The organism is Ochrobactrum sp. PL_is501, from assembly GCF_055816895.1.
The window spans coordinates 140,194-159,030 of the sequence record NZ_JBVPGR010000032.1 but is presented as its reverse complement, the minus strand read 5'-3'; the positions used below and the strand labels follow the sequence as shown (position 1 = coordinate 159,030).

Below are 18,837 nucleotides of genomic sequence, written 5' to 3'. Positions count from 1 at the left end.
ACTTTTGCTGGAAATGCTCCAAGGAGCCGTCTCACATGACAAAGAAACCCATTTCCGACGTTCATATGCAGATCATGTGGAATCGCCTGATTTCCGTTGTTGAGGAACAGGCCGTCACTCTCATCCGTACCGCTTTCAGCACCAGCGTGCGTGAATCCGGCGACCTTTCCGCAGGTGTCTTCAACCGCGCAGGCCTCATGATCGCGCAGGCTGTGACCGGTACGCCCGGCCACGTCAATGCCATGGCGGAAGCGGTCGGCCACTTCATCAACGACATAGGTCGCGAAAACATCTACGAGGGCGATGTCTATATCACCAACGACCCATGGAAAGGCACGGGCCATCTGCATGACTTCACGGTGGTGTCGCCCAGCTTTCGCAAGGGCAAACTGACTGGCTTCTTTGCCTGCACGGCCCATGTGGTTGATGTTGGCGGGCGCGGCTTCGGCCCAGACGCGAACGAGGTTTATGAAGAAGGCATTTTCGTGCCGATCATGAAATTTGCCGAGCGCGGTGTGGTCAACAAGGACCTGGTCAATATACTGCGAAACAATGTGCGCGAAAGCCATCAGGTCGTCGGCGATGTCTATTCGCTCGCAGCCTGCAATGAAATCGGTCACCGCCGCCTGATGGACATGATGGATGAATTCCAGCTTGATGATCTGGAAGGCCTGGCCGATTTCATCTTCAAGCGCAGCTATGACGCGACGCTGGAACGCCTGGCCAGCCTGCCGCACGGCACCTATTCCAACGTAATGCGCGTCGATGGTTACGGCGATCCAATCGACATTGCCGTGCGGATAGACGTGCATGCCGATCATATCCTTGCCGATTTCGCCGGTACATCGGCACCCAGCCCCAAGGGCATCAACTGTCCGTTGATCTATTCTGCCGCCTATGCCTGCTATGGCCTGAAATGCTCGCTCGCACCGGAAATTCCCAACAACCATGCCTCATTGCTGCCGTTCAAGGTGACAGCGCCGAAAGACTGCATCCTCAATGCGCAGCGTCCGGCTCCCGTTTCAGTGCGCCACGTGCTCGGCCATCTTGTGCCCGATGCGGTGCTCGGTGCAGTCCACAAGATGCTGCCGGGAAAAGTGCCTGCCGAAGGTTCTGGTGCGCTTTGGAACCTGCATGTCAGCGCACGTCCGCTCACCGGCAAGGATGCCCCGAGGGATGGCGGCCAGCGTGCGGAAGTGCTGCTGTTCAACAGCGGCGGCACCGGCGCGCGCTCGCACCTGGACGGATTGAGCGCCACGGCTTTCCCGAGCGGTGTGCATTCAATGTCGATTGAGGCAACCGAGCATGTCGGGCCGGTCATTTTCTGGCGCAAGGAACTGCGCGATGGTTCAGGTGGTGCCGGTCAGTTCCGCGGCGGTCTCGGTCAGGTGGTGGAAATCGCTCCAACCGAAGGGCACGAGATTTATTTCAACGCAATGTTCGACCGCATCAAGCACCCGCCGCGTGGGCGCGAAGGGGGAGAAGACGGAGCCGCTGGCGCAGTCCTTCTCGACGACGGTACGGTGTTGAACGCCAAGGGACGCCAGCATGTTCCTGCCGGTCGCAGGCTCATCCTGCAGTTGCCCGGCGGCGGCGGTTACGGCCCACTCGACAAGCGAGACGCGGAAGCCGTCAAACGCGACCGGGATTTTGATTATGTCGTGAATGGATAATCCTGAACATCCCCGCAAGCCGCCCCACGTGAGCCGTCCCACGCGGGCGGCTTCTTTTATCTCACGAATAAAGAGTATTCCCATGCAGTACGAAAATCGTCGATCATCGGGCATTCAGGCATCCCCCAGCATGGCCGTCGCCATGGCCGCCCGGAAACTGCGCGCCGAGGGCCGAGACATTGTTGATCTTTCTCTGGGTGAACCTGATTTTGAACCGCCCACCCACGTTCTGGATGCTGTCTATGCGGCTGTGAAAGCCGGTGGTGTGCATTATGGTGCCGCCGCTGGCACGGAATCGCTTCGCAAGGCCATCATTGCCAAGTTCAGCCGCGACAACCAGCTTGAATTTAGCATTGATGAACTGACCGTAGCCAACGGCGCCAAACAGATACTGTTCGACACGTTTCTGGCAACGCTGGAAGAAGGGGATGAAGTGATTATCCCCACGCCATGCTGGGTATCCTATGCCGATATTGTCGCATTGCATGGCGGCAAGCCGGTCTTCGTGCCTTGCGGACCGGAAACCGGTTTCAAACTGACGGCGAGCCAGCTTGCGGCGGCTATTACGCCCAAATCGCGCTGGCTGATGCTCAATTCCCCGTCCAATCCGACGGGCGCCATTTATAGCGAAGATGAATATGCGCAACTCGCCAATGTCCTTGGAAAGCACGAGCGCATTCTTATTCTCTCCGATGAGATCTATGAGCATGTTCTGTTAAGCGAGGTGCCGTTCATATCTTTCGGGACTGCGTGTCCGCAGCTTCGCGAACGCACGCTCATTGTCAACGGTGTCTCCAAAACCTATGCCATGACGGGCTGGCGCGTCGGCTATGCCGCAGGTCCCAAAGCCCTTGTTGCCGCGATCAACAAGATGCAATCGCAAAGCGTGACTTCCGTATGCTCTATCGCGCAGGCGGCGGCGCAGGCAGCCCTTGACGGTGATCAGGCCTATGTGGCGCAGGCGGCAAAAACCTTCAGCCGCCGCGCTGATCTGGTGGCCGCCCATCTGGCGCAGATTGCGGATATTGATTTCCTCAAACCCGATGGCGCTTTTTACGCTTTCATCGGTGTTGAAAAGCTTTTCGGCCGCAAAACCGGTGCAGACAGCGTCCTTCGAACCGATACTGACGTAGCAGGATATCTGCTGAATGATTTCGGCGTTTCCAGTGTCCCGGGCATTGCCTTTGGAGCCCCAGGCTTTATCCGCCTGTCAATTGCGGCTTCGGAAGAAGAACTGGTCAAAGCCTGTGCGCGTCTCAGGGAAATGGTAGCTTCCCTGACGTGAAGGCATCAAGAAGCCGCAGCTATAAACTGCGGCTTCTGTTTTTAAGTACGGTGTCAGGCCGCCTGCTTGCGGGCATATTTGCCAATCAGAGCTTCAAGCATGCCTTCTTCTTCCCTGGTCAGGTCAGAAAGAGGGGCACGAACCGGACCGGCAGCAAAGCCCTGCAGGCGTACGCCAGCCTTGACCGCGGCAACGGCATAGCCCTTGCGGCGGCTGCGGATCGCCATAAACGGATAGAAGAATTCATTGAGGATACGCTCGCAGCTTGTGCGGTCGCCTGCTCGCAATGCCTTGTAGAACTCCACAGCCAGGCCCGGAACAAAATTGAAAACCGCCGAGGAGTATGTGGTGAAGCCCGCGCCGAGATACGCTTCGGCGAAGAGTTCTGCCGTTGGCATACCGCCGAGATAGGTCAGCCGGTCGCCCATCTTTGCCGTAATCTGGCGAACCAGACCGATGTCGCCGACGCCATCCTTGAAACCGACGAGGTTAGGGCAGGCATCGCAAAGGCGGGCCAGCGTGTCAGCCTGAAGAACCGAATTGTCACGGTTATAGACCATGACGCCGATACCGATGGACTGACAGACCCGTTTGATATGTTCAAAAAGCCCTTCCTGCGGGGCATCGATCAGGTAATGGGGCAGAAGCAAAATTCCATCCGCCCCAGCTTTTTCTGCCGATTTCGCGATCTCGATGGCAACCTCGGTGCCATAGCCGCAACCAGAGACGATGGCCGTATCACTTCCGCCTGCGGCCTCTTTGGCGGCCGAAACGATTGTTGGAATTTCGTCGGGTTTTAAAGAGAAAAATTCACCCGTGCCTCCCGCTGCGAACAGCACAGGGGCGTCGAAACCCGAAAGCCATTCGACATGCGCCTTATAGCTTTCAGGCGCAAAATTTCCCTCCGCATCAAAATGCGTGACCGGAAACGAAAGCAGGCCAGCGCCCAGTTTCTGTTTGATGAGTTGCGGTTCCATGTGTCGATCCCTTCTGGAAAACTACACATAGGACCTAGCCTAGTCAGATGATAAGTGTCAATAACTTATATTATAAGTTATCATGTGTTCTCTGCAGAATGGCGCGATAGCGGGTCTGGCTCCCCTTCAAATGGCGGCGCATCGCCTCGCGCGCACCGTTTTCGTCGCCGTTGAATATGGCTTCTATGATCTGCGCGTGTTCCCAGTGCAAATGGGCGATATAATCACCGGGACTGGTATCTGTACCGGTCTGAAGCGCGGCGCGGGGAATGACACCGCTGCCGATCATTGCCAGGAACTCGCGGAAGCGCGGATTGTTGGCGGCGTCGGCAATGGCAAGATGCAGGGCAAAATCTGCCTCGCTCGTGGGTTGACCGGATTCGAGGCAGGCCAGAACCTGCTTGTGACAATTGATGATGGCTTCTTCCTGTTGCGGCGAACGACGCAAGGCGGCAAGTCCCGCAGCTTCAACTTCCACGCCGGTTCGCAGTTCCAGCAGTTCTATGACGGAAGAAATGCGCTGATAATCTAGGTTTTGGAAGGGAGCTGTTTCTGGAGGCTGGGGTTCGAGTACAAAGACGCCCGCGCCTTGTCTTGCTTCCACCAGCCGGTCAGCCCGCAACGCGGCGATTGCTTCGCGAATGACGGTGCGGCTGACGCCAAAAGATTCAGTAAGCCGTGCTTCGCTCGGCAACTTCGTTCCGGGCGTTATTTCGCCTGACTGTATGGATCGCCGCAGCTGTTCACTCACCTTGGCGACAAGATTGCCAGTTGAGCGGGATGTGTCCTTGTCTTTGTTCGTCACCGCAAGCTTTCCTTGGTTGTGCTTCAATCGTGTAGCAATTCTGATTGCGTAGAACAAGACCGCATGTGAGAGTCATATGATGTATTGACGTCTATCACCAAATACATATTATGCATTTGTGAATAGACCAGAAATGGAAATGACAATGATTTTTAAGCCCCACGGATGCCATCTGATCGCTGGTGAATGGGTGGTAGGGGAGGCGACATTTGCCTCGACACCTGCGAGCGGTCCATCCTATGCATTTGCTGTCGGGACGCCCGCTCTGGTGGCGCGCGCCTGCGAAGCGGCGGAAGATGCTTTCTGGACTTATGGCTATACGAGCCGCGAAGAACGCGCTCAATTCCTTGAAGCCATCGCCGACGAAATCGAAGCACGCGCTGCCGCCATCACGGAAATCGGCACGCAGGAAACCGGCCTGCCGGCAGGCCGACTTGAAGGCGAGCGTGGACGCACCACCGGCCAGCTCCGCCTTTTTGCCAGCCATATCCGCAAGGGTGACTATTTGGATCGTCGCATTGACGAGGCCCTGCCGGATCGGAAGCCAGCGCCGCGTCCGGAAATCCGGCTGATGCAGCGTCCGATTGGCCCGGTTGCCGTTTTCGGGGCCTCCAATTTTCCACTCGCTTTCTCGACCGCTGGCGGCGACACGGCAGCTGCCCTTGCTGCAGGCTGCCCGGTTGTGGTTAAGGGCCACTCCGCCCATCCCGGCACCGGCGAAATCGTCGCTGACGCCATTCATGCCGCTATTGCCCGGACCGGGATGCCGAAGGGCGTGTTCAGCCTCATCCAGGGTGGCGACCGCAAAGTCGGCGAAGCGCTGGTCACGCATCCGCTGATCAAGGCCGTCGGCTTCACGGGTTCGCTGGCAGGCGGTCGCGCCCTGTTCAACCTGTGCGCACAGCGCCCGGAACCGATCCCGTTCTTCGGAGAACTTGGCTCCGTCAATCCGATGTTCCTGCTGCCGGAAGCCTTGAAAACACGCGCCTCGTCGCTCGGCGAAGGCTGGGCCGCGTCCTTGACCATGGGTGCCGGTCAGTTCTGCACCAATCCGGGAATTGCCGTGGTTATCGACGGATCGGACGCCGACAGCTTTGTGCAGTCCACCCGCAGCGCTTTGGAAAAGGTCGCTCCGCAGGTCATGCTGACCGACGGCATTGCCAAGGCCTATCGGGGCGGCAAGGCGCATTTCGACAGCCGCAACTCCGTCAAACCCGTGCTGGCGAACGAAAGCAAGGGTCGCGAAGCTTCGCCCAATCTCTATGAGACAACCGGCGAAGCCTTTCTTGGCGATCACACGATCGGCGAAGAAGTGTTCGGCCCGCTCGGGGTTGTCGTTCGCGTCAAGTCGGTCGACGACATGGTGGATCTGGCCAAGGGATTTGAAGGCCAGCTGACGGCAACCTTGCATATGGACAAGGATGATGCCGCTTCAGCCCGCAAGCTCCTGCCGGTTCTGGAACGCAAGGCTGGACGCGTTTTGGCCAACGGCTTCCCGACCGGGGTGGAGGTGGTCGATTCGATGGTTCATGGCGGGCCTTATCCGGCCAGCACCAATTTCGGCGCAACCAGCGTTGGAACCATGTCCATCCGCCGCTTTCTGCGCCCCGTCAGCTATCAGAACATCCCGGCCGATGTGCTGCCGATGGATTTCGAGTGAAGCTTCCTTATCTTTGTTGAAACCACATACATCAGGCCCTTCGGCCTGATGCTTCTTGTTCTGGAAATATTGGCGGATCGGCGCCAGTGACAGCGCAATCGCTTTTCGGTCTCCGGCGCGAATCTTTGACCCAGCGACAGTTCGTCGAAGGATCAACGGACACACCTCGCTCACCGAGGTTGTGGCAATGCTCGAGCAGAATCTCGGCGCCAGAGCCGCGTGACCCAGGCGTGGGAAGGCTTCTCCTCAGCCAATTGGAATTTTTGCAACCGGGCCAATTGGCCCAATCCATCTTATAATTATTCGCTTGCCACATATCCAAAAACGGTTATTCAACAATGCTATGTAATCTGGGGTGGCAAATGGCTTTTACTAAAAATTTAGAGCGCATTCCGAAAAGTGTGAAACGGTTTTCGGAAAAAATGCGCGGTAAAATAAACAGTTAGAGCGCCGATCTGATCCAATCGGATCGAAACGCGCTCGAAGGATGATTGCGTCAGCTGCAGGCTGTTTGATCTTGATTGGGTGCGCCGGTGGGATGTCTCCAGCCAGAAAACTTTCGTTTTTACAGGACGCCAACAAGAACTGGTTATTTCAGCGATCACCAAATGCAATTATCTGAGAACATTTGGTTTTGCTGATGTGCAGCTTCAGACAGCAGCATGATTGGGGCGAACTCAACCTGACAGGCGCGACATCCCGCTGCAAAGTTCAACGCATACCTTTCGGGTTAATTCCATGAAGAGCTCCGCGCATCACAGCCACATCTACGGTCTCGACATATTGCGCATCATTTCTGCGCTTGCCGTCATGTGCTACCATTTCGCGTTTCGCGGTGAAGCCGCTGGTGAATTGCCAGCAATCAATATCCCCGAAACAATGAAAGCCATAGCGAGCTATGGGTCATTGGGGGTCAGCGTTTTCTTCATTATCAGTGGGTATGTAATTGCTTACTCCGCCGAAGGCCAAAGGCCCTGGTCGTTCATGATCGCGAGATTCACGCGCATCTACCCTACTTTCTTAATGATGATGACCTTGACCGCCGCTACAATATGGCTTTCGTCAAATCCGTTATTTCATGTCAGCATGCGCCAGTATCTGGCCAACACAATCATCTTTTCCAAATTGCTTGGCGAGCCATTCGTTGATGGCGCATACTGGTCAATTGTCCTCGAGGTCATCTTTTATGGTTGGATATTTATAATTTTAGCCCTCGGTCAATTCCAGAATATCCTTAGGATTATTCCGATCTGGCTGGCCTTTTCATTGACAAATGAGTTTTATATCGGCTCCGAACATCTTCAGAACCTCTTCATTACAGAACACAGCGGCTTCTTTGCGATGGGAATCGTCCTGAATCGCCTCCACAAACAGTTTTCATACTATGCGTGTGTTCTATTCATTAGCGCTGCTTGTTATTCGATATATACAGCAACTGCAGGTATAGAATGGGCTGAAGCCGCTTACTCGACCACGTTTTCTTCTGTGGTAATCGCTGCAATCATTCTTTGTTCGATAGCTATATTCTTATTGATGCTCCATTTAAAAATTAACGAGCGATACTTTAACATTATTAGTATTCTAGGTGGCGCAACCTACTCACTTTATCTGCTGCACCAGAACGTCGGTTATATCGCGATTGCAAAACTACTCGATTACGTTTCACCGTTAAGTGCGCTTGCATTGACAATGGTCGCTTTGATTTCTTTTTCGGTCGTATTCCATGGAAGTGTCGAAAAGAGACTTAATCCGATGCTCCGAAGGAAATTGCTTCAGTTTTCATCAAAACCGCGCCTCGCAACTTCGTAATTTGCCTTACCGCGAAGATCGCCGGTTAAGTTGAAGAATGATCAACAGGCACACCCGGCTCGCCCATCATTTGCTCAAGGTCGCGGTAGTTGGTCCCCTGGCGACAATACTACCGCAGAGACAAGAGAATGATCTTACCCTGAAAATGAGCCAGCCTTTGTGGGTATTCGATGAACGTGGAGCTGTCATGCCAGACTGAGGTTTTTCATGACTTTGCGCAGCGTTGAAACGCTTTGATAGCCCGCTTCCACGCTCGCCACGGCCAATGGGACCCCTTCAGCCTGTCGGCGCATGGCGTGGGAAGCGCGCAGGCGCTGACGCCATTCGATAAAGCTCATGCCTGTTTCCTGCCGAAATTTGCGTGTCATCGTCCGCCGACTCATACCCACCTGTTCGGCCCAATCATCGATGGTAAGGTCCAGGCCCGGATCATCCAGTAGATTCCGGCACAGTTTTCGCAGCTGTTTTTCTGCTGGAAGCGGTACTGTCAGCGGTTGTCTGTCCGCACAGCGGATTTCGTCCAGAATGAGAGCGGAAAGATGCCGACCGCGTCCGTTTTCGTCATAAAGCACGGGCTCATTCGCAAGCGCCTGAATGCTGGCGTCGAGCAATGCGGAGACTTTGAGGACGCGCGTTTCTTCCCACAAATCCCGCGAAATGTTCTCTTCCACATAGACCGAGTACATTTCCGTTTCACCGAACGTTTCCACCGCATGGGGCAGATCCGGTCCCAATAACACGGCGTAACCTGTGGGGAGCATGAAAGCGCCCTCTTCGGTCAGCGCCGTCATGTAACCGGTATTCCCGTAGAGCAATTGTCCGCGCCGATGACTATGCCAGCCAAAATTCATGCCGGTTTTGTATTCACGCCGCATGACTGCCAAAGGCCGCGGTAAATTCTGATAGTCGATGGCGTGTTTCGGTCGCATGCAAATTTCCGTTTGGCCCAATTTGACTGAAATTGTCATATTTGACGGAAATTGCAGAATTTTGACCCGATTGCAACGGAGTTTGGCCTGACTCCATCAAGGTTGCTGAAATATATTCAGCCGCGTAACGCGTTCATTGATAAGCACAAATTAGAATTATTCTGAAATTCAAATTTGCGCAACGCCAAAATCATTGCATAGCCCGCAGCCATGATCAGCCAGCGGGGTAACGTGCCGCCCGCTTGCCGGTCGGCAAGGAGAGCCGAATTGAATACGAGTGGTGCTGCGCGCAAACAGGGCACAAAGAAGTCGCGACGGACGAGCGTCAAATGTCTGCTGGAAACCGCAATTCTTGGTGGCGCGGCTTCCATCGCAATCGCGGCGCCATCAGCAGCGCAAGAGGCTGGAATCCTCAAGCTCGACACGATTGAGATACAGACGTCGGGTGGGAAAGGCCCGCGTGCGCCTGTGGAAGGTTACATTGCCGAGTACAGCCGTGCCGCAACCAAAAGTGACGTGCCAATCCGCGAAACGCCGCAGTCTATTTCGGTCGTCACGCGTGACAATATGAATGACCGCGCGGTGCAGTCGGTCAGCGAAGCGATGCTCTATAGCGCCAATGTGAATGCACAGCGTTATGGTGCCGATGTTCGTTCTGACTATTTTACCGTGCGCGGCTTTCCGGCTGACCTTTATCTGGATGGCCTGCGCATTCCCCAGATTGCCAGCCAATCCGGCGGCTATTCGGGCTTTGTTGTCGAACCCTATTCTCTGGAAAGCGTGGAAATCCTGCGCGGCCCGAGTTCCGCCCTGTTTGGCCAGAGCAATGTCGGCGGCATCGTCAATATGGTCGGCAAGCAGCCGCAGGCCGAAGCTTCGCGGGAAATTTATCTGCGCGGCGGAAGCTTTGAACGCAAGGAATTCGGTGTCGATATTACAGGGCCGATCAACAACGATCCCCGCTTCACCTATCGCCTGAACGGAATTTTCCGCGATAGCAACACGTCTTACGATCTGGGCAAGAACGATCGCATTGCGATCAATCCCAGTTTTGCCTGGCGGCCCGATGCGGATACCAGCCTTGTGGTTTCCGGCGGCTACCTGAAGGACAATATGGGGCAGGCTGGCGTCATCATCCCGGCCTATGGCAGCGTATTGCCAAACCCGACTGGGCAGACGATCTCACGCGACTTTTCCGATGGCGACCCGCGCAATGCGATCTACAAGAAAGAGATCGGTTATGTGGGCTATGATTTCGAACACCGCTTCAACGACACGTTCACCGTGCGCCAGAATTTTCGCTATTCGCATATGAAGACGGATTACCGCAATCTGTTCACCGGTGTCATTCCGACCAAGGGCTGGGATGGTCATACGATCCCGCGAACCAACTATCTGGCCCAGCCCGAACTTGATGCGATAGCCTTCGATACGCAACTGGAGTCGCGTTTCGATACGGGGCCGTTGGCGCACACGCTGCTTGTGGGCGTCGACCAGCAATGGCAACGCCTCGATAATTATACCGCTTCGGCAAGCGGCCCGTCGCAGGATCTTTTCAATCCGACCTACGACCAGCCTCTCGCCGAGCTGTCTCCGACGACACGGCTTTTGCAGAAACAGTACCAGACCGGCCTTTATGTCCAGGACCAGATCGAAGCGGGCAAGCTTCGCGTCACGCTGGGCGGCCGCAAGGATTTCGTCAGCATCCGTTCCGAGCAGACCGCACTTTCATCGGGGAAGACCACGGATTACGAACAGGACCCCGACAAGTTCACCGGCCGCGTCGGCGTGGCATATCTGTTCGATTCAGGCTTCGTGCCATATGCCCTGTACTCGACTTCCTTCCTGCCGACATTGACGCTCGCCGATACGCCGCTCAAACCCACGACCGGCACCCTGAAGGAAGTGGGTTTGAAATATGCACCGGAGGGAGAGGATTACACTGTCACGCTTTCGGCTTTCGAAGCGGAGCAGCAAAATGTCGTGAACCGCATCTCCGGCGTTTATTATCAGACCGACGAGGTGCGGGTTCGCGGGGTCGAGCTCGAGGGAACCGCACGTCTTTGGAACAGGCTCAACGTCACCGGCGCATTGAGCTTCCAGGACCCGGAAGTCAGCGAAAGCCAGAATCCTGCCCAGATCGGCAAATTGCCTTATACCGTGCCGAAGAACCAGCAATCCCTGTTCCTGAGCTACGACATGCCGCTGCCGGGCAATATCGAAGGAAACCTTGTCGTCGGAGGCGGCGTGCGCCGCATCGGAAAGACGGCGGGCGACACGCTCAACACCTTCTATGTGCCGTCCTATACGCTGGTCGATGCGTTTCTGCGCTACGACTTCGGCAACTATCGCCTGCAGGTCAACGCCTATAATCTCGGCGACAAGAAATATGTGGCTGGCTGCAATTCCACAAGCCAGTGCTATTATGGCCAGGGTCGTTCCATCGTGGCGACGACGAGCGTTCGATGGTAACAGTTTTTTCGCGGCGTGATATTCTTGTGGGGGCCGCCATGGCTGCCCTCACTTCTGTCGCCCGTGCAGAGCCGTTGAAAATTGTAACGCTCGAATGGGCTGCGACCGAGATTCTTCTCTCGCTCGATATTGTCCCGGTCGGTATTGCCGATCTGGCGGGATACCGCCAATGGGTGAACATCGAGAACGGTAAGCTTTCCAAAGCGGTCGATGTCGGCGGACGTCAGCAGCCAAGCCTTGAAGCCCTGATGCGGCTGAAGCCCGATCTTATTATCACGTCCGCGCTGCGCCATGGCGCCATTGCGGCTCGCCTGAACGAAATTTCGCCAACCTTGCTGATCGATACGGGTTCCGAGAAGTCGGATTTTTACAGCAACATGGAAGCCGGGCTATCGACCGCTGGCAAGGCGGTCGGGCGGGAAGCGGAAGCGCGCAAGGAATGGGTCTCTTTTGAAGACCGTCTTTCCGCTGCGAGGGCGAAGCGCTCGCCGCAGGAAACGAGGATCGTCATCGCGCAGCCATTGCCGGGCGTTGCCCGTCTGCGCGTCTTCACAACCAATTCCGCTGTGATGATGACGCTGGTGAAAGCCGGATTTTCACCGGCTGTCGATCTGGGTAGCCAATCCTTCGGCTTTACGACATTGGGGCTCGAAGATCTCGCCACGCTGGGCGCCGATACGCATCTCTGCCTTCTTGGCGATGAGCCGCCGCGCGAGTTGACGGAAAGTGCCCTCTGGCCGGTCCTGCCGATGGTTGCGAGCAATCAGGTGCACGCTGTCGGCCCCGATATCTGGCCCTTCGGTTCCACACGGTCGATGTTGCGTCTGCTTGACCGTGTGGAAAGCGCTTTGCCCATCTGAAGGGCGGTCAACGCGATTGACGGCGCATCAATAGAATGAACAAAGGCGCGCCGATGAAGGCGGTAACGATCCCTGCCGGAATTTCCTGCGGTGCGATAAGCGTCCTTCCGAACATATCCGCGAAGGCGGTGAGAATGGCTCCCATAAGGGCTGTAACCGGCACGAGCTCGCGATAGCGCGCGCCAGCGCACAAACGGGCAGCATGCGGCGCGATCAACCCCACGAAGCCTATTGCACCGACCGTCGCCACGGCACCGGCCACCGCCAGCGAGGCCAAAAGCATCGTCCAGAGGCGGGCGGACATTGTATTGAGACCGATGGATTCCGCCTCGTCCCGCCCCATCGCCAGAATATCGAACCGCCTTGCCAGCACCATCATCAACGGAATGAGGACGAGCCAGGGTGCGAGCGCCGCCACATCCTGCCAGTTTCGCCCATGCGTGGACCCTGCCAGCCAGGAAAGCGCTTCCGCGACCTGTAATTTGGCTTCAATGACAATGATGGTGCTGACGGCGGAGAGACTGGCGGCAACCGCGATGCCGGTCAGCGCCGTGCGCTCCGGCGACATGCGGGCCGAAAGGAGGGAAATGCACAAGACGACCAGACCTGCCCCAAGCACCGCGAGAAGCGCGAATAGCGGGCTGCCGGGCACGACACCGATCAAAAGGCCGGCAAGTCCGGCAAGCGCTGCCCCTTGCGACAAGCCCAGAGTTTCCGGACCTGAAAGCGGATTGCGTGTGACGAGCTGAAGCAGCAGGCCAGCGCATGCCAGCAACGCTCCCGCTCCCATGGCAATCAACACGCGGGGCATGCGCAGTGCGGAGACAGTGTTCCAATCGGTTTGCCAACCGGCAACTCCATCGCCGAAGAGCAGGCCAAGCAGGAAAGCCGCCAGCATCATACCGACGAGAGCGGAATAAAGCACAGTTTTCCGCTGAAACAGAACCTTTTCCGAAACGACGTTTGCGCGCGTGCGCATCTCCCCCTTGATCCTGCGCAGAACCAGAATGAGGACAGGGGCCGCGAAACAGGCGGCAAGAACGCCGGTTGGGATGATCGTGCCATTGTTGCTCAACAGTTGCGCTGAAACATCGGCTGCGAGAAGTGCGATTGCCCCCAAAAGGCCAGCGGCGGGCAGCAGCATACCGTGTTTGTGGAAACCCACGGCCCGCAGGAAATTCGGGACCGCAAGGCCAATGAAGCCAATCGGCCCCGCAATGGAAACCGCCGCTCCGGAAAGAACAACCGTAGCCAGCAAACCGATGACGGCGGGCGCTTTCCCCAATCCGAGGCCCGAGGCCATATCATTGCCGAGCGCCATCACATCGAACTGCCGTCCCAAAAGGGCAAGCAGCAATATTCCGCCCAATATTGCGGGCGCCAGTGAAGCAACCTTGGTCCAGCCGGATTGCTCCAGAAGACCTGACGACCATAGAAGAACGCCCGATGCCCGATCGTCGGCCATAAGAACAATCGCGGATGACAGCGCTGAGAAGGCGAGGGAGATAGCTACCCCAGCGAGCGCAAGCCGGACCGGATGCGCACGCAATCCGCCACCCACCAGAAGACAGAGACCGCCGCCGATGGCTCCACCGAGGATGGTCGCGAGAAAACCCGGAAAAGCGAATGGAAGCAACAGGCTTGCAATGATGAGAGCCAGTTGCGCACCGCTGGTCACAGCCAGGATGTCAGGTGCGGCAAGAGGATTCCGCAACACCGTCTGCATGACCGTACCTGCTGCCGCGAGTGCGGTGCCGACCAGAACGGCGGCAAGAGCCCTCGGCAGGCGGATGGTTTCGATGATGATTTGCGCCAGCGATTGCGGCCGCGATGGCGCCTGCAAAACATCGGAGAGCGCGACGTTACCGCTGCCGATGACAAGTTCGGCGATAATCAGCCCCAGCAGGAGCACTGTCGCCAGTATGAAAAGGCTGAAAACATGGATCCTTGGCTTCGCGGCTTCCGCGACGGCATGCCGTGGCGTCATCGCGCGGCCTGATCGTGATCATCGACAATCCAGCGCGGCAGGCAGAAGGAGATCGGCAGGACCGGATGAGCGATAACGTCCATGTCGAACTCGAAGGCTTGCTTGAGATGCTGTTTCGTCAGAACGTTTTGCGGGGTGCCCGAGGCCATAAGCTGGCCCTTGCGCATCAAAATGACATCGTCCGCCAGTTCCATTACCTGATTGAGATCGTGGAGTACGGCAATGATGGTGAGGTTGCGCTCTTTGTTCAGCTTTTTCAGAAGTGTGAGCAGCTCGGACTGATGGCGGATATCGAGAAAGTTCGTCGGCTCGTCAAGGAAGAGCACCGAAGGGTTCTGCGCGAGCGCAAGGGCCACCCAGGCTCGCTGCCGCTCACCGCCCGACAGTGAAGCGACCTGTCGGTGCCGAAGGTTCTCCAGACCGACCTGTGCAATCGACTGCGCGATTATGGCCCGATCCGCCTGCCCCAGACGCGAGAGCAATCCCCGGTGGGGATGGCGGCCATTTTCAACGAGCTCCTCGACCGTAAGGCCCGCAGGAACTTCGGGCATCTGCCCCAGCACCGCGACCTTTCTGGCGAGTTCGTTGCGGCGCATGCGGCTTATGTCGTGCCCCTCAAAAAGCACTACGCCGCGCGAAGGCTTTTGCAGGCGCGCCATGCAGCGCAACAATGTGCTTTTGCCCGAACCGTTGGCGCCGCATATCGCAGTTATCCGACCGGCGCTGACTGAAACGTCAACGGATGTCAGCGCAGGCGAACCGTCATAGTCGACGAATAAATCGTTGACCTGAATGACCGCCGGCTGCGTCTCCATTCTCGAATTCTGTTCCGGCAAAGTTCACGCGGCTTTCATTGAAACGAGAGCATTTCCAGCAAAAGTGTGAAACGGCTTTGCGTTGGAAAATGCGCCAAAACAAACAGTTGGAGCGGTTCTGTCGATTCCGTTAAAAGAACCGCTCTGGGACGATCTGAAATAATAACTTTTCGTAATAGAGGCAAGCAGGTTCCTGATTGCGCAGAAACGATCAAGTCAAGCTGTCAAACAGTACCTCCTGGCAACCGTGCCTGGGCAAACGAACCCGTCGCGTCGGCACAGTTGCTATGGAAAGCGGCAGTTTGTAACCGCTATTTGGCCCAGCAATATCCGAAAGCGCAGCCGGAAATCGTTACCTTCTGGGATACTGCGAAGGGATTTTCATTCTCAAGCGCGATGCGGATCAGCCGGGACCGGTCACGCGGACGGAACATGTTCTGGAACTCCGCGGGCAGGGCATCGGCAACGGTCAATATAGTTTCGATTTTACCCTTGGCAGACTGCGCTCCCCCGGAAACATTCACGGTCATGCCCTTGCGGACGTTGAACAGATATTCGTCCGGCAGGTAGGCGAGAATATAGGACTCTCCGCCATTGATCTGCATAAGTTCGTCGCTGAATTTCACAACCTGGCCGGGAAGCGGCACCTTGGCGCCCACGGTTCCAGCCATCCCGTGAGCGGCGGCCCGGCCGGTGCTGCGTCGGGCCAACTGACAATGATGATCGGTGGCAGCGATGCGGATCTGTCGCTCGCCCAACCCGTTATCGAAGCCATGGCGGCCAAGGCATTGCATGTGGGACCGAGCGGTGCAGGCAATGTTGCAAAGCTCGTCAACAATCTGCTTGCCGCAGCTCATATGGTGACAACCAGCGAGGGCCTGAAACTGGCGCTTGCCGCCGGAATAAGCCCTGAATCCGCCCTTCGTGTTCTGAATGCGGCGTCAGGAAAATCCATGATCAGCGAGGTTCACTTTCCGACCTGGATAATGAACGACCGTTTCGACAGTGGTTTCACGATGGGCTTGATGCGCAAGGATGTGCGCTTGGCGCAAGAACTGGCCGAACGCACCGGCGCAGACATCCCTCTGACATCCGTTGTGGCGAAGCTCTGGGCTGGCTCGGGCCATCTTGAAGACCGCGACGACTTCACCCGCATGGGCGCTTTCCAACCCGTCTCATCGAAGTAAAGGCCAGAATAATGACGCACCCAATTGACCCCCAAGCACAGGCCGCGCGCATTGCCGAAATTTTTCAGAGCTTCTTTCCGAAGAGTGAGATCGGCAGTTTCGTGAATGGTGAAATCGTCGTCGGAAGCGGTGACGAACAGAAGCTGACCGATCCGGCAACCGGCAAGGTATTCGCTTCCTTCAAGGATGCCGATCAGTCGATTATCGATGCGGCGATGGATAGCGCCGCCCGCGCGCAAAAGGAATGGATGGCCCTGACGGCGTCGGCACGGGGTCGCGTGATGAATGAGATCGCCCGGCGCATTCGCGAACACGCTCCTTTGATCGCCGAAATCGAAAGCCGTTCTGCCGGGCGTCCTATCCGCGACATTCGTGGCGAAGCCGTGCGCGTTGCCGAGATGTTCGAATATTACGCTGGCTGGTGCGACAAGCTCTATGGCGATGTGATTCCGGTGCCGAGCAGCCATCTCAATTATACGCGCCATGAGCCCATTGGCGTCGTCACGCAGATCACGCCGTGGAATGCGCCTCTGTTTACCGGAGGATGGCAGATCGCACCGGCAATCTGCGCAGGCAATGGCGTTGTCATCAAGCCATCCGAGCTGACGCCGCTCTCCACGCTTATTCTCGGCTTGATGTGCGAACTGGGCGGTGCGCCGCGTGGTCTGGTGAATGTAATCGCCGGGCGGGGGCCGACTGCCGGGCAGGCTGCGGTTTCTCATCCGCGCACCGGTCTCGTCGTTTTCGTCGGTTCGGCGCAGGCCGGTTCTGCGATCGCGGCGACAGCCGCGAAGAACGTTGTTCCGTGCATTCTCGAATTGGGCGGAAAATCCGGCAATATTGTCTTCCCTGATGCCAATATGGACCGTGCATTGATGGGCGCGCAATCGGCGATCTTCAGCGGAGCGGGGCAGAGCTGCGTCTCAGGTTCGCGTCTGCTGGTTCACCGCTCCATTCATCAGGAGTTCGTGGAGCGTTACGCCGATGCTGCAAGCCGTATCGTTGTGGGCGATCCCTATGACGACAATTCGCATATCGGACCGATCAACAATGCACGGCAATGGTCGAAGATCGACCAGATGGTGCGCGACGGCGTGACGGATGGTGCGGTGCTCGCGGCGGGAGGCGGAAAGCCGGAAGCTTTGCGGGAAACTGGAGGTTACTATTACGCTCCGACAATCCTCGATCGTGTGGATCCCGCAATGACGATTGCCAGGGAGGAAGTGTTTGGCCCGGTCGTGGCTGTCATGCCTTTCGATGACGAAGCCGAAGCAATTGCACTTGCCAACGACAATGCTTACGGACTGGCCGGTGCTGTCTGGACAGAGAATGTTGCGCGGGCTCACCGTGTTGCGGCCAGCGTGCGGGCCGGAACCTTCTGGATCAATGGGTATAAGACCATTTCGGTTATGTCACCGTTCGGCGGTTTCGGACGCAGCGGCTACGGTCGCTCGAGCGGTAAGGATGCTTTGATGGCCTATACGCAGGCAAAGAGTATCTGGGTGGAAACAGCCGAAAACCCGGCTGTGACCTTCGGTTACTCACCAGAAGCCTGAGTTGGATGAATGGCAGCAAGATGTTGCAATCTTGCTGCCGCAATCTTTCTGGTCAAGGCCAAGTGTGACCTTGGTCATTAGCTCTCAGAACTCGCAGAAGCGGGAGCCTATTGCCGGACCTCGGGCAACGAAGGCAGATTTACGGGCTCGCGAAAGGTGCGCTGAGTTGCCCCCAAGCGGGATCATGCATATGGTTTTGCAAGCCCGCTCTCGTCACCAGTAGCACGCGCCTCGGCTTGCCGACGCCTTTGCCCATTGTAAGTGTATCGGATTTACCGCCGGCGCGATGCCATTGCTGCAACGACGGATATTGAAACTGATATGGATGAGAGACTGATCCCGTTGACAATAAAAGTAGCCTCGGAATTTATTGCCGCCTGCCGCAATCTCCAGTTGCGGGTACAGGGGAATGCCGTCAAGCTTTGACTTGCGACATAAGGCTGATGTGAACTTTTTGAAGCCTAAATATAAGGCGGTCCGGACTGAAACCGGGGCCGCTTGCCATGTCAAAAATGTGAAGCAGGTGCGCCGATCCGACTGGGCGCTGTACATTTTCCTAGCGGCTCTAATCTGTAGAACCAATGTCCAACTCCAGCTGCCAGAAGGACCAGCAAGCTGGCGTCGAGATGCCTTCGCGAGAACAGCTGGGGGATGCCGGCCACCCGCATCCAGATTCCATCCTTAGTGTCGACCTATCTTGACTGGCTGCGCGGACAGGACAAGCCTCGCACTTTATGGGGATCTACAATCGTGATCTGCCATCCACCAAGATTGTTGCGCCAATCCTTCCAGTATCAAACAAAGCGTCGGCAATTTTTTGCG

General features: G+C 56.7%; 13 protein-coding genes and 1 pseudogene. 8 read left to right on the top strand and 6 right to left on the bottom strand.

The window, feature by feature from the left end; all coding sequences use genetic code 11:
• Positions 1-35: 35 nt before the first annotated feature.
• Both AC0TOF_RS07775 and AC0TOF_RS07770 read left to right on the top strand, forming a co-directional pair.
• Positions 36-1,673 (top strand): hydantoinase B/oxoprolinase family protein, encoded by a 1,638-nt coding sequence (locus AC0TOF_RS07775; RefSeq protein ID WP_473767777.1) that lies wholly within the window; start codon positions 36-38, stop codon positions 1,671-1,673.
• 82 nt (positions 1,674-1,755) lie between these two features.
• Positions 1,756-2,958 carry a pyridoxal phosphate-dependent aminotransferase gene (locus tag AC0TOF_RS07770; protein WP_473767776.1) on the top strand — a complete coding sequence of 401 codons (1,203 nt, stop codon included), beginning with the start codon at positions 1,756-1,758 and terminating at the stop codon, positions 2,956-2,958.
• A 53-nt stretch (positions 2,959-3,011) separates the two neighbouring features.
• Here AC0TOF_RS07770 and kdgD read toward each other — a convergent pair whose 3' ends face one another.
• Both kdgD and AC0TOF_RS07760 read right to left on the bottom strand, forming a co-directional pair.
• A complete protein-coding gene (kdgD, locus tag AC0TOF_RS07765) occupies positions 3,012-3,935 on the bottom strand; it encodes a 5-dehydro-4-deoxyglucarate dehydratase (RefSeq protein ID WP_473767775.1) in 924 nt (307 codons plus the stop codon).
• A 70-nt stretch (positions 3,936-4,005) separates the two neighbouring features.
• A complete protein-coding gene (locus AC0TOF_RS07760) occupies positions 4,006-4,740 on the bottom strand; it encodes a FadR/GntR family transcriptional regulator (RefSeq protein ID WP_473767884.1) in 735 nt (244 codons plus the stop codon).
• Positions 4,741-4,885: 145 nt separating this feature from the next.
• Between AC0TOF_RS07760 and AC0TOF_RS07755 the strand changes: the two genes are divergently transcribed.
• Together AC0TOF_RS07755 and AC0TOF_RS07750 are read left to right on the top strand one after the other, a co-directional pair.
• A complete protein-coding gene (locus AC0TOF_RS07755; protein ID WP_473767774.1) occupies positions 4,886-6,400 on the top strand; it encodes an aldehyde dehydrogenase (NADP(+)) in 1,515 nt (504 codons plus the stop codon).
• A 738-nt stretch (positions 6,401-7,138) separates the two neighbouring features.
• Entirely contained in the window at positions 7,139-8,209 is a 1,071-nt protein-coding gene (locus AC0TOF_RS07750; RefSeq protein WP_473767773.1) for an acyltransferase family protein, read from the top strand.
• A gap of 185 nt (positions 8,210-8,394) precedes the next feature.
• Here the strand turns inward: AC0TOF_RS07750 and AC0TOF_RS07745 are convergent, their stop codons facing one another.
• On the bottom strand, positions 8,395-9,084 hold the full coding sequence (locus AC0TOF_RS07745) for an AraC family ligand binding domain-containing protein (protein ID WP_473767883.1): 690 nt from the start codon (positions 9,082-9,084) through the stop codon (positions 8,395-8,397).
• Positions 9,085-9,348: 264 nt separating this feature from the next.
• Here AC0TOF_RS07745 and AC0TOF_RS07740 point away from each other — a divergent pair, with 264 nt between their 5' ends.
• Together AC0TOF_RS07740 and AC0TOF_RS07735 are read left to right on the top strand one after the other, a co-directional pair.
• Positions 9,349-11,610, top strand: coding sequence for a TonB-dependent siderophore receptor (locus tag AC0TOF_RS07740; protein ID WP_473767772.1), 2,262 nt, complete (start codon positions 9,349-9,351; stop codon positions 11,608-11,610).
• Positions 11,604-12,470, top strand: coding sequence for an iron-siderophore ABC transporter substrate-binding protein (locus tag AC0TOF_RS07735; RefSeq protein ID WP_473767771.1), 867 nt, complete (start codon positions 11,604-11,606; stop codon positions 12,468-12,470). The genes AC0TOF_RS07740 and AC0TOF_RS07735 overlap by 7 nt, the downstream gene beginning before the upstream one ends.
• Positions 12,471-12,477: 7 nt before the next feature.
• Here AC0TOF_RS07735 and AC0TOF_RS07730 read toward each other — a convergent pair whose 3' ends face one another.
• The 3 genes from AC0TOF_RS07730 to AC0TOF_RS07720 all read right to left on the bottom strand — a co-directional run bounded on the left by AC0TOF_RS07730 (position 12,478) and on the right by AC0TOF_RS07720 (position 15,943).
• Complete coding sequence (locus AC0TOF_RS07730; RefSeq protein WP_473767770.1) at positions 12,478-14,457, bottom strand: iron ABC transporter permease; 1,980 nt, start codon at positions 14,455-14,457, stop codon at positions 12,478-12,480.
• Entirely contained in the window at positions 14,454-15,272 is an 819-nt protein-coding gene (locus tag AC0TOF_RS07725; protein WP_473767769.1) for an ABC transporter ATP-binding protein, read from the bottom strand. The genes AC0TOF_RS07730 and AC0TOF_RS07725 overlap by 4 nt, the downstream gene beginning before the upstream one ends.
• A gap of 311 nt (positions 15,273-15,583) precedes the next feature.
• On the bottom strand, positions 15,584-15,943 hold the full coding sequence (locus tag AC0TOF_RS07720; protein WP_473767768.1) for a hypothetical protein: 360 nt from the start codon (positions 15,941-15,943) through the stop codon (positions 15,584-15,586).
• On the opposite strand from AC0TOF_RS07720, the pseudogene AC0TOF_RS07715 reads away from it, so the two are divergent.
• Positions 15,935-16,459, top strand: a pseudogene (locus AC0TOF_RS07715) (NAD(P)-dependent oxidoreductase); the annotation flags it as partial. The gene AC0TOF_RS07720 and the pseudogene AC0TOF_RS07715 sit on opposite strands and share 9 nt — an antisense overlap.
• An 11-nt stretch (positions 16,460-16,470) precedes the next feature.
• On the top strand, positions 16,471-18,015 hold the full coding sequence (locus tag AC0TOF_RS07710; protein ID WP_473767767.1) for an aldehyde dehydrogenase family protein: 1,545 nt from the start codon (positions 16,471-16,473) through the stop codon (positions 18,013-18,015).
• Positions 18,016-18,837: the final 822 nt, after the last annotated feature.

What these genes read in the sequence shown, in the direction of transcription:
- AC0TOF_RS07775 (WP_473767777.1), top strand. Translation starts at nt 36, where the DNA reads ATGACAAAGAAACCCATTTCCGACGTTCATATGCAGATCATGTGGAAT.
- AC0TOF_RS07740 (WP_473767772.1), top strand. Translation starts at nt 9,349, where the DNA reads ATGATCAGCCAGCGGGGTAACGTGCCGCCCGCTTGCCGGTCGGCAAGG.
- AC0TOF_RS07725 (WP_473767769.1), bottom strand. Translation starts at nt 15,272, where the DNA reads ATGGAGACGCAGCCGGCGGTCATTCAGGTCAACGATTTATTCGTCGAC.
- kdgD (WP_473767775.1), bottom strand. Translation starts at nt 3,935, where the DNA reads ATGGAACCGCAACTCATCAAACAGAAACTGGGCGCTGGCCTGCTTTCG.
- AC0TOF_RS07745 (WP_473767883.1), bottom strand. Translation starts at nt 9,084, where the DNA reads ATGCGGCGTGAATACAAAACCGGCATGAATTTTGGCTGGCATAGTCAT.
- AC0TOF_RS07770 (WP_473767776.1), top strand. Translation starts at nt 1,756, where the DNA reads ATGCAGTACGAAAATCGTCGATCATCGGGCATTCAGGCATCCCCCAGC.
- AC0TOF_RS07755 (WP_473767774.1), top strand. Translation starts at nt 4,886, where the DNA reads ATGATTTTTAAGCCCCACGGATGCCATCTGATCGCTGGTGAATGGGTG.
- AC0TOF_RS07710 (WP_473767767.1), top strand. Translation starts at nt 16,471, where the DNA reads ATGACGCACCCAATTGACCCCCAAGCACAGGCCGCGCGCATTGCCGAA.
- AC0TOF_RS07730 (WP_473767770.1), bottom strand. Translation starts at nt 14,457, where the DNA reads ATGACGCCACGGCATGCCGTCGCGGAAGCCGCGAAGCCAAGGATCCAT.
- AC0TOF_RS07720 (WP_473767768.1), bottom strand. Translation starts at nt 15,943, where the DNA reads ATGGCTGGAACCGTGGGCGCCAAGGTGCCGCTTCCCGGCCAGGTTGTG.
- AC0TOF_RS07750 (WP_473767773.1), top strand. Translation starts at nt 7,139, where the DNA reads ATGAAGAGCTCCGCGCATCACAGCCACATCTACGGTCTCGACATATTG.
- AC0TOF_RS07735 (WP_473767771.1), top strand. Translation starts at nt 11,604, where the DNA reads ATGGTAACAGTTTTTTCGCGGCGTGATATTCTTGTGGGGGCCGCCATG.